The sequence below is a fragment of the Dyella japonica DSM 16301 genome (assembly GCF_001010355.1).
Lineage (GTDB): Bacteria > Pseudomonadota > Gammaproteobacteria > Xanthomonadales > Rhodanobacteraceae > Dyella > Dyella japonica.
Window position 1 is genome coordinate 86,587 of sequence record NZ_JPLA01000023.1, and the last position, 13,151, is coordinate 99,737.

Sequence of the window (13,151 nt, forward strand, 5' to 3'; positions counted from 1 at the left end):
ATGCCGACGAGGGTTCGCGCGCTTCAGCCCACCCGCATCAACAACTTCAACATCCGCTTGAACTGTGCCCTGTACGGCGGGTTGAGCATGCCGGTACCGTTGAAGCGGGCCTGGCGGAAGATCGGCTTCATATGCGAGAACGTCTGGAACCCCGCCTCGCCGTGATACCCGCCGATGCCCGACGGACCCACGCCGCCGAACGGCAGGCCGTGCTGGGCGATGTGGTACAGCGTGTCGTTGACGGTGACGCCGCCGGCCTGCGTGCGCGTCAGCACTTCATCGATGGTCGCGCTGCTCTGCTCAAACAGGTACAGCGCGAGCGGCTGCGCATGACTGGCGACATAGCCGATCGCCTCGTCCAGCGAGTCGTACGGCATCACCGGCAGCAAGGGGCCGAAGATCTCGTCCTGCATCACCGCCATGTCGTCGTTGACATTGGTCAGCATCACCGGCGCCAGCAGGCGCTTGGCCGGGATGTCGTGCGCGTCGCTCATCGGTTCCAGCGTCGCGCCTGCGGCCACGGCTTCGTCGCGCAACCTGGCCAGGCGTTCGTACTGGCGATCGGAGACGATCGAGGAGTACTGCTGCTGCAGGCGCAGGTTGGGATAAAGCTTGCCCACCATGTCGCGGGCCAGCCTCACAAACTCGCCCTGGCGAGCACGCGGCACGAGAACATAGTCGGGCGCGATGCAGGTCTGCCCTGCGTTGACCAGCTTGCCGAACACGATGCGTTCCACTGCATGATCCAGCCGCGCACCGGGGCCGACGATGGCGGGCGACTTGCCGCCCAGTTCCAGCGTCACCGGCGTGAGGTTGGCCGCAGCCGCGCGCATCACGTGATGGCCCACGGCGGTGGAGCCGGTGAACAGCAGGTGGTCGAACGGCAGTGCCGAGAACGCCTGCGCCACTTCGGCGTCGCCGGTGACCACGGACACCTCGTCCGCCGAGAAATAGCGCGCGATCTGATCGGCAAACAACTGCGAGAAGCGCGGGGTGTACTCGCTCATCTTCAGCATCACGCGGTTGCCCGCGGTGAGTGCATCGATCAGCGGGCCCACCGCCAGGAACAACGGGTAGTTCCACGGCACGATGATGCCCACCACGCCACGCGGCTGCGGCAGCAGGGTGGTGCGGGCGGGCAGGAACACCAGGTTGGCCAGCTTGCCGCGCGGCCGCATCCAGCGGCGGCCGCGGCGGAGCGAATGCTTGAGATTGGAGAGGCTGGGATACAGCTCCAGCAGCTCGGTCTCCTCCGCCGGTCGATGGCCGAAGTCGGCATCGATCGCTTCGGCAAACGCGACGCGCTGCTCCTCGAGCATCTTCTCCAGCGTGCGCAGTCGCGTCGCCCGGACATCCCACGGCGGCAACGGATCACGCGACTGCGCTTCGCGCATGCGCAGGAGGGTGGAATGCAGCGACGAGCTGGGTTCTTTCATGGTCATGCCTTCCGGGTCAGAACTTCGCGCGCAGTTCCAGGCCCCACATGCGGGGCGGCGTGATGGAGGCGAACGGCGTGCCGAACACGGAGGTGCTGATATTGTTCACGCCGGTCACGTACCGCTTGTTGAACACATTGTTGCCGTACAGCGCCACACCCCAACGGTCGCCCGGAGAGTGCCAGTCGATACGTGCATCCGTGCGCTGCTGGCTGCTGCCGATCTTGAAGTTCGGGCTGATGTTGCAGGAGCCCTGATACTGCGAGTCGTCATTGCAGCGCGTTGCTCCACGATAGCCCTGCGACAGATCGAACTCCAGGTCGCCGTTGGCCACGTTGCGCCAAGTGTAGGCCAACGACAGCGCGCCGGAGAAGTACGGCGCGCCGGTGGGCTGGCCGCTCAGGTCCACGCCGTCGGGCGCGGTGGCGCTGCGGTACTTCGAATCGATATAAGCGCCCGCGAAATTGATGCGGAAACCATCGATAGGCTGCCATTGCGCTTCCACTTCCAGGCCTTTCGCTTCCTGGTTGCTGCTGTTGACCACATAGATCGGCAGGCCGGTCGCGGGGCTGTTCGGATCGAGCGCCAGCGACTGCATATTGTCGTAGCGGTAGTAGTACACCGAGCCGTTGAGCAGCAGGTTCTGGTCCGGGAACAGGCTCTTGATGCCGCCTTCGTAGTTGGTCACTTTTTCCGGCTGGAAAGTCGAGCCGGGCTGCACGCTGTTGTAGCCGCCAGCCTTGTAGCCGCGGGTGACGGAGACATAACCCATTACGTCCGGCGTGAACTTGTAGCTGGCCACCACGCGCGGGCTCCAGTTGTTCCAGGTGTTGCTGGCGTAGACCGGCGTGCCGACGGCGCTGGTGAAGATCACGTTCTGCTGGAACGCGTCCAGGGTGCCGGGCGGCAGGATACCCAGGCCGTACAGGCCGGCGATGGTGGCGTCGAAGGCCGGCGCGCTGCGCGGCATGTTGTACCAGCTGAACTCCTTTTCATCGCGCGTGTAGCGCAGACCGGTGGTCACGTCGAACTTGTCGCTCACGTGCCAGATCACGTCGCCAAAGGCGGCGTAGGCCTTGAAGTTGCCGTCGTTGCTGATCGCCTCGTGCCACGGGTCGCCGAGCAGCGAGAACGGCAGCCCGAACGAGGCCAGCATATTGCTGATATCGGTGAGCGGCGTGCCCACGCCCAGGACGTTGTTGGCCAGCGTGTCGATGCTGTTGGTGTTGACGTTGGTCTCGCTGGTCTGGCGCGCCTGCTCCTGGTAGTAGCTGACGCCGCCCACCCAATCCATCAGGTCGTTGTTGCCCGACAGTTTGAACTCCTGGTACCAGCTGTTGTTGTGCTCGATGTTGGCCGTGTCCAGATAGGTCACGACATGGTTGGTGCCGTCGTAGTCACCCAGGTTGAACGTGTCGAAACCGCGCCAGGCGGTGGTGGAAACGAAGTCGCCCCAGCCGAACGAATGATCGATCCGCAACGTGGCGCCGTCGAAGCGCCGGGATTCGCGCCCGCCGATGGCGTCGTTGTAGAGCGGCGCATGCAAGGGGTTGAGATAGTTGGCCGGATCGGCCGGGAACGGCGCGCGTTCATTGGTGTCGTTGGACAGCGGAATCAGGCCGATCGCAGGCTCGGGCGTCTGGTTGAGTTTCTCGTGATCCCACGACAACAGCACGCGCGTATTGTCGGTGACGTTCCAACGGAACACCGCACGCGTGCCCCAATCGTTGTCGCCGCCGTACTCCTTGCCGGTGGCGGCGTCCCGGATCCAACCATCGCTCTGGTTGTCGAGCACGCTCAGGCGCAGCGCCATGTCTTTGTTGATGGGGATGTTGACCAGCGCATCGGCGTATTTGCGGCCATCGTTGCCCACGCGCACGCGCGCATCGCCTTCGAACTTGTCCGTAGGTTCGTTCGTGACGATGGAGATGGCGCCCGCCGCCGCATTGCGGCCGAACAGCGTGCCCTGCGGGCCCTTCAGCACTTCGACGCGCGCAATATCGTTGAACGCCAGAAGCGCGCCGCCCGAGCGGGCAGCGTAGACGCCGTCGACGTAGACGCCCACCGACGGTTCCGTGCCGATGCCGAAGTTGCTGGTGGCGATGCCGCGCAGTTCATAGGTGGGCTGGGTCGGCTGGGCGGCGCTGATCACCAGGCCCGGCACGAAGATATCCATCTTGCTCAGGTCGGTCGCTGCCAGCGTGTCGATCTGCTTGGCGGTGACGATCTCCATCGAAATCGGAACAGATTGCACTTCCTGCGTGCGGCTCTGCGCGGTCACGGTGACGTTGCCCAACAGCTTGGCTTTCTCCGGATCGGCCTTGCTGCCGGCAGCGGGTTGAGCGCTGCTGTTGTCCTGCGGCGCAGGCGATACGTCGTCGCTCGCCCAGCTTTCGGTGGGCAATACACCTAGCACCAGGCTGCTCCCCAGCAGCAGGCGATGCAGGCAGGCGGACAACGGACGCGGACGCATGTTCATCAGCAGTTTCTCCCCTCGATATGAAAAAACCGCGGCCCGAAGGCCGCGGCACTGCTTCGTTTTAATGAATCGCGACGCAGCCCCCCGACTGCGCCGCAATCCATGCCTTGATCAATGCCACGCCTTCGCGGTGCACTGTGCTACGGCCCAGTTCCGGCATCATCACGCCCGGGTCGGCCGAATCCATCCGGTACGGCAGGATGGATTCGTCGGGCGAGCCGGGCACGACATCGAACAGATGATCGCCTGTGCCACGTCCCGCCGCGACCGGCGGCTTGCAGATGCCGAGATGGCGGTCTTCGGGCGCGCTCACATCCAGCGTCAGGGCGGTGGTGTTGGCCGCTCCCTTCGGGTTGTGGCAATGCCCGCAGTTGATATCCAGATATGCGCGTGCCCGGGCGTCGAGCGATGCGCGTTCGTCCATCCAATTGGCGTTGCGCGGCGCTTCGGCGGCAGCCGGCGCGCCGGTCAGATAGCCCACCTTGATGAGGTGCGCCAATTCGTTCTCGTCGCCGGCCGCGTAGTGGTAGTCGCGATTGAGATGGCGCGCCTTCGGGCCGATCGGGTGGATCTTGCGCGTCACCCAATCCTGCGCGTGGCAGCTCGAGCACTGGCTTTCGTCGGGCACCACATAGTTGAAGTCTTCGCGCGCGTCGCTCGCATCCACCAGGGTCAGCGGCAGGACGGCACCGGTGCGTGCAAGCATCGCGTCGCTCTGGTCATCCTTCCACACATAGGGAATGGCCGCCCAGCCGGATTCGCGGCGCACCAGGATGCGCGTCTCGATCAGGTGCACATGCGACAGGTCCAGGCCTTCGCCGGCAAAGTCCTGCGAGCTGTCGTAGGTGCGTGCCACATCGGTGAACTTGCCGTCGGCGGCGCGCGGGTAATAGAACGTCTTGCTGATGATGGTGCCGACCGGGAAATCAAACGTATCGGTCGGGTCGTACTTGGCCGAGACACCCTTGGGCATCCAGATCGTGCGCAGCTTGTGCGCGTAATCGGTAAACAAGGGCGTGTTGAGGTCGTACGGCACCACGCCCTCGTTGAGCACCAGCTTGCCGCTGCGCACTTCGACCACGTGCCAGTCGCTCAACTTCGCCGGACGGCCATCCGCCTGGAATGCCACCGGGTCCAGACCCCGGTGGCAGGCACTCATCAGCATCAGTGCCGCCAGCATGCCGGCACACGCGAACCACTTCATCATCTGCTGCAACCTCAGGCTTTCGGTTCCGGATCGAGCACAACCGGCGGCAGCTTGGGCAGCGTGCACTGGTACGGCTTGGTGTCGGTGCTGGGATTCTTGTAATCGTGCGGACCATCGGCGTTGATCACGCCCACGTCGCCGTTCTGGATGCAGAAGCGGTCGCTGTCGGGCGGCAGGCCGTTGACCAGTTTCGTCTGGTCCACATAGCCGTCCCACAGGATGTCCGGGAACTTGCCGTTGAGTCCGAACACCGCGGTCTTCAAGGTCTTGAGCTTGAGGCCATCGGGCGAATCGCCACCGCCCTTGAAGCGGTTGTCGTAGATGAAGATGCCCTTCGGGTAGGGGTTGTAATCGGCCGCCACACCCTTGGTGTTGTAGTAGTTGGTGGAGAAATAACTGGAGATGATGACATTGGCGGTCTGGTTGTCGGCAATGTCGTTGTCGAAAATCTCCACCTTGTCGTTGGAGTTCACCACCACGCCCGAACCGCGCGGCACGCTGGCTACGGCGGCGCCCTTGGCGGCGAAGTTGTCGGTGTTGTTGCCGACGGTCTTGTTCTTGAACACGCGCGTGCTGTGGCCGGCCTGCGACAGGTTGGGCATGTTGAACACCAGGATGCCGCCAGTGTTGTTGGTGGCGGTGTTCTCGTACACGTCGGCATTGACCGAGTTTTCGATCTCAATGCCGGCCACGTTGAATTCGGCGCGATTGCGGCGCACCACGATGTTGTTGGACTGTCCCACATAGATGCCGGCGTCGGAAGCGCCGATCACCACCGAGTCTTCCACCAGCACGTTCTGCGTCTTCACCGGATACAGACCGTAGGCGCCGTTGGTGGTCTTGGGACCGCCAGTCCATTCCACGCGCACGCCGCGGATGGTGATGTTCTTGCCCTGGTTGATCTTGAGCGCGTCGCCCTTGGTGTCTTCCAGGGCGAGGTTTTCGATGGTGAAGTCGTTGGCGTTGACCAGCAGGCCTTCGGGACCGACCACCTGGCCCTTGAACGACAGCACGGTCTTGTCCATGCCGGCGCCCTTGATGGTGACGCCGTCGGTGCGCAGGCTCAGGCCGCGCTGCAGGTGGTAGTGGCCGGCCGGGATATCGATGACGCTGCCCGGCTTGGCGTCGAGCAACTGCTGCTGCAGCTTGGCCTCGAACGAGGCGTCGCCGCTGCTCTGCGCGGTGGGTTCTTCATGGTTGCAGGCCGCCAGGGCCAGCGGTAGGGCGAGAATCAGATGGAACTTGCGCATGGTCGCTTTCCTCCCCAGGAGCGCTGGCTGCGTGACAAGCCACTGTCACGGAAACCGCGACACAGCAGGGAGGGGAGAACGGCCTTCGAAGGGGGGCAAATCGGCCAGTGTGACGGTCGTTTGAAATTCGTCGCGGTGGGGTTGGCGGTCGGCGGACCCTTTTGTGGTCAGAGCGCCATCAGGCCAAGCCCAGTCCCTGCAACGTTCCGTGAGATTGCCATGAAGCCCTCTGCGCTCAGATCCACCGGCATGGGGCCACCTTCAAACGACAAACCAGCACTTCGGCGGTCAATCCACAGGCTATTGGCCTGCAGCGAGAGCTGCAGGCCTGCCAGCGGGCCATAACCTCACGCCCCGGGTTCCTGATGCTACCCGCGCTTAGTGGATAGCGACATAGCTGGCCGGAATCCAGCTATAGCTGTTGTTGCCGGTAGCGCGGATGTGGCCCACGCCGGGGAACGACAAGTGGGCGCCGGCGATCCAGTAGCCTTGCTTGGCAGCGTCGGCCAACAACTTCAGACGGGCTGCTTCGGCAGACTTGCTGTCCGCATCGAAATGAATGGTGACCGTGGGTTGTGCAAACTGCACCGCGCCCACGTGAATCACATCACCCCAGGCCAGCAACTTCTGACCTTCGCTCTCGATCATGTAACCCGCGTGTCCAGGTGTGTGACCGGGCAGGGGCATGGACTTGATCCCAGGCAACAACTCGGCAGCGCCATCAAACGGTTTGTACCTGCCGGAGTCCACGTACGGCTTGAGTGCAGCCTGGGCGCCTTGGAAAAAGCCTTTGTCATCCTTTCCGGCCTTGTCCAGGTTGGCCTGGCTCAGCCAGAAATCGCCTTCGCGTTTGTCGGCTCTCACGACCGCGTTGGGAAACACGGCCTTGCCGTTGGCCACCAGGCCGCCAATGTGATCCGGATGCATGTGAGTGATGTAGATCTCATCAACCTGTTCGGGGGTGTAGCCGGACGCCTTCAGCGCATCGACCATCTTGCCCAGGTTGGGGCCAAACAGTGCGCCTGCGCCGGTATCGATCAGCACGAGCTTGTCGCCCGTATTGATCAGGAACGCATTGAAGTTCATCTCGTAAGGCATGCTGATGTAGTTCGCCGCAAGCGCCTTCTTCACCTGCTCAGGCGTGGTCTGTGTCAGCAACTGGTCGACGGGCAACGCCGTGGTGCCATCGGAGAGCGCGGTCACTTCGAACTTGCCAAGCATGAAACGGTAGTACGCCGCACCGGACTTCTTGACCTGCGCTGCCGCCGCATGGACCTGCTGCACTGGCGCTGCCACGGCGCCCAGGCCAAGGATCACGGCCATGGCAAGGCCGGCACGCATCAACACACCCGAAGATTTCATTTTTTGTGACCTTATTGTTTGCAGGAGAGCAACCTAGGTACCTCGCGGCGTTGCACCGTCGAGGCGGGGAAGAGCGAGGTTTCACATTGTGGACTGAATGGTCCACAATGCACCCACACGCTGTCAAGGTGATGACGTCATGACCAAAACCATGTCCCGCGCTGGCCGACCTCGATCGTTCGATCAACAGGTGGCCCTGGGTGATGCCCTGGATGTGTTCTGGCGCAAAGGCTACGAGGCCACTTCGCTGGATGACCTCACCGAGGCAACCCAACTCAGCCGGTCAAGTTTTTACGCGGCCTTTGGCTCAAAGCGTGAGCTTCTGCTGCATGCCTATCGGCGCTATGCCGATGCTTTCTACGCCGACATGAAGACACTGGCGGATGAGCACGAGGATGCCAAGGCCGCCCTGCGCGCCATGATTAAAGCCCTGGTGGACGCGCGGCCCGATGATCGCGGCTGCTTTTGTGTGAATGCCATCGTGGAGCTGGCCCCCAGCGACCCCGAGCTGGCTGAACTCGGTCGCGCGCATATCCAGCGTATGTGCGCACTGCTCGAAGAACTCATCACGCAATACGGCACCCGGCGGCCTCTGGCGCGTGCTCAAGCCGCTACGTTGATGACATTGACCATGGGCAGCGCGGTGTTTCGCAGAGCCCTTGTCGCCGAGGACACGCTGAAATCGGTGCAAAAGCAGGCCCTCGGTTTGCTTGGCCTTACTTGAGCCGCACTCATCCGGTGAAATTCGCCATGGGTCGGAAGCGGATCCTTGCGATTCCGGTCGCAGCAGGCCACTGCCTCGAGAAAACTTGCCAGGCCATATAATCGAACGCTGCGCACTCTTGCCTTGGCGATGACCAATTCTGGCCAGCGACATCACGCCGCCGCGAGGCTGGCGCGCGCACTTCAAGACAAGCAAGTTCTTCCGCTGCGTTGAGCTTGGCGCGAGTTGAGCCCCACGCGATGCTTAGTCTCGCCATCGCTGCATGAGCTGCAAATGTTCGGCCTCGTCACACAGGAAGCGTTCGCAGCAACTTTCATGCAGGACGTCAGGAAAAGTACGTAACCGGGTGCGTGCCATCAGCGAAGTAGAAACGGGCCATTGCCCCAATGGCCTTCCCTGGAGACAAATCATGAAAAAGTACTTACGACCGGTAGTTGGTGTGCTGTCAGCTGCCATGACGGTGACTGCGCCGTACGCGCAGGCAAATGCCAAGGACGTGCGGCTGCAGCCAGTGCCGCCAGTCAACACCAAGTAGGAATACTAAGAAACGCCGACTCGTATCGGCGTCCTGAATCAGCAATGCTTTCATTGGCGGTGCATCTTGCCGCGTAGGAGTATTTGTGGGTCAACATCAAAACAAGATCGCTGCCGCACTGCTGGCAGTGTGCGTAGCTGGCACCGGGATGGCGTGGACGGGGCTGGCACGGGCCGAGCAGGCCGCGCCGTCGCAGAGCCTGTTCCAGGTCGAACTGGATGGCGCCTCCCAGCAACCGGTGAGCGGTCGCCTGCTGCTATTTGCCAGCGAGGCGAAGGCGGCGAAAGGAGCGGCCAAGGATGGCAAGGTCGAGATGGTCGATGCCAGTGCGTTTGATCCCAAGCAGGCCTCGATAGCGGCGCGCGAGGTAAGCCATCTGCAGCCAGGCCAGCAGGTGACGCTTGACGCCGATCAACTGGCATTTCCGGGGGCTTTTTCCAAGCTGCCGCCGGGCGACTACCTGATGCAGGCGGTGCTCGATGTGGATCACGGCTATAACGTGGTCGACGGTCGTGGCGCCGGCGATCTGGTCAGCGAGGTGGTGTCGGTGCATTTGCCGGCCACCGCGGCACCGGTATTGAAGCTCACGCGTGTCTTGCCGGCGAGCGATCCGTGGATGCTATCGGCCCAGACGCCGGCTGCGGTACGCCAATTGCTGCCGCAAGCGCGCGCGCATACACAGGCGATCGACTTTACCAGCCCTGCGCTGAGTGTTTTCTGGGGCCGCCCGATCGCCATGCGCGGCCGCGTACTGTTGCCGCCGGGCTACGACGCCCATGCCACCACACGCTACCCGACGGTGTATTACACGCATGGTTACAGTGGCAACAACGACCGCATGGTTCCCGTGCTGGCCAGTGTCTATGCGGCGATGAGCAAGGGCGAAATGCCGCCGATGATCTGGGTGTTCCTGGATGAGTCCGGCTACACCGGCACGGTGGAGTTCGCCGACTCGGTCAACAACGGCCCCTGGGGGCAGGCGCTGACCGCCGAGCTGATACCGGCGCTGGAGGCGAAGTACCACATGGACGCCACGGCGAACGGGCGTTTCCTCAACGGCCATTCGTCCGGCGGCTGGGCCACACTATGGCTGCAGACGAACTACCCGTCCATGTTCGGCGGCACCTGGTCGACCTCGCCGGACCCCAGCGATTTCCACGATTTCGTTGGCGTGGATCTTTACGCGCCAAACGCCAACCTCTATCGCGATGCGCAGGGCAAGCCGCGGCCGTTTCTTCGTGATCAAGGCAAGGTGCTGGTCACGCTTGAAGAGTTTTCCAAGCAGGAGCGGGTGATCGGCGAGTACGGCGGCCAGATGTCCTCGTTCGAGTGGGTGTTCTCGCCGCGCGGCAAGGACGGTCGGCCGATGCCGATGTTCGATCGCGATACCGGCGCGGTCGATCCCAAGGTGATGAGCTACTGGCGTGACCACTACGACATCGCCTATCGCCTGCAGCAGCAATGGACGCAGCTGAAGGGCGACCTGGACGGCAAGATCCACCTCTACGTGGGCAGCGTCGATAGCGCCTATCTGGAGGGCCCCGCGCATAAGTTGAAAGCGGTACTGGATGGCTTGGGTGCGAAGTCTGACTTCCGCTTCTTGCCCGCCAAAGGCCACTTCGATCTTTACACGCTGGGCGATGATCACTACGCGCTGCTGAAGGATATCAGCTGGCAGATGTACGAGGTCGCGCGGCCTGGCACCAAGGCGCCGGCGCCGTTGATTCTGCACTGAGCAGGGCCGGCTGCCGCCGTCGCCCTGGCAGCGTTTGCCCCGGAGGCATCGAGGGGCATCAAGCAGTGAGCATGAAGAGGGCCCGCCGATCGCGGGCCTTCTTCTCTGTCGCCGTCGAGATCGTCGCGATTGATCCCGCGGCCAGCCCACGTGTTTCGATCAAGGTTTTTGGTAGACACGATGGCATCCATAGTGAAACTGCCTTGGCGCGCCACCCACGCCCCAGCAAGCAAGGCCAGCGGGTCATCGCGTCTACGGCGAATTTTTTCGGCCACCCTGGTGGATCGGCAAGGGCACGACATTGGCGACAGCGTGGATCGGCTCGTTCGCGGCCGTCGCCGGTGATGGGATGCCGGCAACGTATTGAAGGTCGAGTGCGCGGATCGCCTCGGTGACATAGTCGATGAACACGCGGATGCGTGCCGGCAGATGCTGCCTGCTCAGGTAGCACAGGTAATGGCCGCGATCGTCGGGTGCGAATGACTCAAGGCAGCTGACAAGCCGCCCCTCGCGCAGGTGATCGGCAACCTGATAGCCGGCGAGCTGCGCCATGCCGGCGCCGTCGAGCACGCTTTGCAGCACCAGTCCGGCGTCGTTGTAAGTACAGATCGATGGCGGCGCCAGCTTGCGTCGCTGGCCATCGACCTTGAACTCCCAGTCGGCTACGCGTCCTGAAGCCATGCGGAAGTTGATGCAGGTGTGTCCGGCCAGGTCATCCACGCGTTGCGGCGCGCCATATCGCCGGATATAGGCTGGGGAGGCGCACACCAGCATCTGCATCGGAACCAGCCGCTTGGCGATGATCTGGCTGTCCTCGAGATGGCCGTCGCGGATGGCCACATCGACGCGGTCGGTGGTGAAGTCCGTGGGCCGGTCGTCGAGCAGCAGGTCCAGCGTGATCTCGGGATAGCGGGCGCGAAAATCCGTGAGCAGGGGCGCCACGATCTGGCGGCCGAAGCCCATCGAGGCGCTGATGCGCAGATGTCCTCGTGGCGGTCCTGCCCGCAGCTCGCGCATATCCTCAAGCGCCTGCACGATGCGCTGCACGCCGGGGTGGCAGTTCTCATAAAAAAGCTCGCCTTCCCGGGTCAGCGAGGTGCTGCGCGTGGTGCGAAGAAACAGCCTCGCGTTGAGCTGGGCCTCGAGCTTGCGGACACTGCGACTGACCGCGGAGCGCCCAATGCCGAGACGATCGGCCGCGCGCGCGAAACTCCCCTCGGTGGCGACGGCGATGAAGGCGACGACACCGGCATAGCTGGCCGTAAAGCTGGAGGCCAGCGTATCGGTGACATCGCCCTGGGGCTTGTCGAGAGGATTGAACGTCATGGTCGCGATACCTACCCGAAGGCTGCCTGGCGAGCGGGTGGCGGCTCGTGGAACGCCATCACCGGCTCCCCTCCTATGGCCTAGTCGTCTGGGGTGATGCTCTTGTGACATCGGCGGTCGGACCGCGGCCGGAGAAGGCAGGACAGTTCGTTCGAGCGGGGATTGGTGCCTTATCGGCAATTTGACGTATACCTCTGTGCATCTACTGGCGCGCCGTGGCCTCACCTAGCATGGGCAGACCAGCGGCTGCGGTATCGCCTGCCGTGCCCCCGCATGCCGCGCCCGACCACGTTTAGACCGACGACCGTCGAGGTTCATCATGAAAATCGTTGTGATTGGCGGCAATGGCATGGTGGGAAGAAACGTCGTGCGACGACTGCGGGCCGGCGGGCATGACGTCACGGCGGCATCGCGCTCGACGGGCGTCGATATCATCACGGGAGTGGGCCTCGATCAGGCGCTCGTCGGTGCCGAGGTGGTGGTCGATGTCAGCAATTCGCCGAACCTCGAAGGCGACGCTCCCCTGGCCTTCTTCAAAGCCGCGGGGACCCACCTGTTGCGTGCCGAAACGGACGCCGGCGTGAAGCACCATGTGTCGCTGTCCGTGGTCGGCACCGATCGACTCGTCGACAGTCCGTATTTCGTGGGCAAGGCGATGCAGGAGGCGATGATCCAGCGCGCCGGCATTCCCTATACGATCCTGCATGCGACGCAGTTCTACGAGTTTCTCCTGCGCATCGTGGAACTCAGCGTGTATGAGCAGGCGCTTAGCCTGTCGCCCGCTTACATCCAGCCCGTCGCGTCGGCCGACGTCGCCGTCGCGATGGCCGAACTTGCCGTGCAGCCTGCGCGCAACGGCATGCTCGAAATGGCAGGGCCCGACCGCGTGCGGCTGTCCGAAATCATCCAACGTTTTCTCACGGAGATCGAAGCACCCTATGACGTGGTCACCGATGCGCTTGCACCATACTTCGGTGCGACGCTGCAGGAGGACTCGCTGCTTCCGCACGACGGCGCCCACCTTTGCACCACCAGCTTCCCTGCGTGGATCGATCAGTCCGAGTACTGCGGCGCCGACTGGTAGCACAGGCACCATT

The 13,151-nt window shown here is 63.1% G+C and carries 10 protein-coding genes; 4 read left to right on the forward strand and 6 right to left on the reverse strand.

Annotated elements, in window-relative coordinates; translation table 11 throughout:
* Positions 1-23: 23 nt before the first annotated feature.
* The 5 genes from Y882_RS09015 to Y882_RS09035 all read right to left on the reverse strand — a co-directional run bounded on the left by Y882_RS09015 (position 24) and on the right by Y882_RS09035 (position 7,734).
* A complete protein-coding gene (locus Y882_RS09015; RefSeq protein ID WP_046971608.1) occupies positions 24-1,436 on the reverse strand; it encodes a coniferyl aldehyde dehydrogenase in 1,413 nt (470 codons plus the stop codon).
* Between the two features lie 16 nt (positions 1,437-1,452).
* Positions 1,453-3,915, reverse strand: a complete 2,463-nt coding sequence (locus tag Y882_RS09020; protein ID WP_052949834.1) for a TonB-dependent receptor — start codon at positions 3,913-3,915, stop codon at positions 1,453-1,455.
* 61 nt (positions 3,916-3,976) lie between these two features.
* Positions 3,977-5,122, reverse strand: coding sequence for an SO2930 family diheme c-type cytochrome (locus Y882_RS09025; protein ID WP_046971610.1), 1,146 nt, complete (start codon positions 5,120-5,122; stop codon positions 3,977-3,979).
* Between the two features lie 11 nt (positions 5,123-5,133).
* Positions 5,134-6,372, reverse strand: coding sequence for a parallel beta-helix domain-containing protein (locus tag Y882_RS09030; RefSeq protein WP_046971565.1), 1,239 nt, complete (start codon positions 6,370-6,372; stop codon positions 5,134-5,136).
* A 378-nt stretch (positions 6,373-6,750) separates the two neighbouring features.
* Positions 6,751-7,734: an MBL fold metallo-hydrolase gene (locus tag Y882_RS09035; RefSeq protein ID WP_046971566.1), complete on the reverse strand. Its 984-nt coding sequence runs from the start codon at positions 7,732-7,734 to the stop codon at positions 6,751-6,753.
* Positions 7,735-7,873: 139 nt separating this feature from the next.
* On the opposite strand from Y882_RS09035, the gene Y882_RS09040 reads away from it, so the two are divergent.
* The 3 genes from Y882_RS09040 to Y882_RS09045 all read left to right on the forward strand — a co-directional run bounded on the left by Y882_RS09040 (position 7,874) and on the right by Y882_RS09045 (position 10,728).
* Positions 7,874-8,458, forward strand: a complete 585-nt coding sequence (locus tag Y882_RS09040; RefSeq protein WP_052949836.1) for a TetR/AcrR family transcriptional regulator — start codon at positions 7,874-7,876, stop codon at positions 8,456-8,458.
* A 409-nt stretch (positions 8,459-8,867) separates the two neighbouring features.
* The gene (locus Y882_RS20875; protein WP_280136521.1) at positions 8,868-8,993 is read left to right on the forward strand and encodes a hypothetical protein; all 126 of its coding nucleotides are present in this window, start codon (positions 8,868-8,870) and stop codon (positions 8,991-8,993) included.
* A 148-nt stretch (positions 8,994-9,141) separates the two neighbouring features.
* Positions 9,142-10,728 (forward strand): alpha/beta hydrolase, encoded by a 1,587-nt coding sequence (locus Y882_RS09045; protein WP_046971612.1) that lies wholly within the window; start codon positions 9,142-9,144, stop codon positions 10,726-10,728.
* Between the two features lie 252 nt (positions 10,729-10,980).
* Here the strand turns inward: Y882_RS09045 and Y882_RS09050 are convergent, their stop codons facing one another.
* Positions 10,981-12,054 carry a LysR family transcriptional regulator gene (locus tag Y882_RS09050; protein WP_046971567.1) on the reverse strand — a complete coding sequence of 358 codons (1,074 nt, stop codon included), beginning with the start codon at positions 12,052-12,054 and terminating at the stop codon, positions 10,981-10,983.
* A 319-nt stretch (positions 12,055-12,373) separates the two neighbouring features.
* Between Y882_RS09050 and Y882_RS09055 the strand changes: the two genes are divergently transcribed.
* The gene (locus Y882_RS09055; RefSeq protein ID WP_046971568.1) at positions 12,374-13,138 is read left to right on the forward strand and encodes an SDR family oxidoreductase; all 765 of its coding nucleotides are present in this window, start codon (positions 12,374-12,376) and stop codon (positions 13,136-13,138) included.
* The last annotated feature ends 13 nt before the right edge of the window (positions 13,139-13,151 follow it).